The sequence below is a fragment of the Facilibium subflavum genome (assembly GCF_003574485.1).
In the GTDB taxonomy this organism is placed as follows: Bacteria; Pseudomonadota; Gammaproteobacteria; order Francisellales; family Francisellaceae; genus Facilibium; species Facilibium subflavum.
The window spans coordinates 1-536 of record NZ_QLIT01000162.1; the positions used below are offsets into that span (position 1 = coordinate 1).

At 42.7% G+C, this 536-nt stretch carries 1 protein-coding gene; it reads right to left on the reverse strand.

The genetic code is table 11. From position 1 onward, the window contains the following. Positions 1-536: reverse transcriptase domain-containing protein (locus tag DNK84_RS09765; protein ID WP_268876902.1), on the reverse strand; the 536-nt coding region annotated here is incomplete at both ends.

Below are 536 nucleotides of genomic sequence, written 5' to 3' on the forward strand. Positions count from 1 at the left end.
CTTAGGATACTTCCTTGGGGTGTGCCCTTTTCCGTATCAATTAATACGCCATTATCAACGTAACCTGCTTTTAAAAACCGCTCTATCAGGTGAAGCAGACTAGAATCCTTTACTCGTATCCTTACAAACCCCATTAGCTTGTCATGTGACACGTTGTCAAAGAATCCTTTAATATCTGCCTCAACCAGGTGGTTTACAGGTTGCGTCATAATTGCCTTATCAACATCGTTGAGCGCCTGATGTGTATTCCTTTCCGGTCTAAAACCATACGAGCAATCTAGAAAATCCTGCTCGTATATACTCTGCAATATCAGCATAACGCCAGTCTCTACAACCTTATTCTCAATTGCCGAGATGCCCAAGGGGCGGCTTTCTCCGTTTCCCTTGGGAATATATACTCTTCTTGCAGGCAGTGGTTTAAATGACTTATTCTTTAGGCGTATCACCAGACTCTCAATCTTGTCAGGCAAATGCTTGCCATATTCTTGCCAACTTACTTTATCTATCCCTACTGCCTTGTTTCTATCAAGACCGTC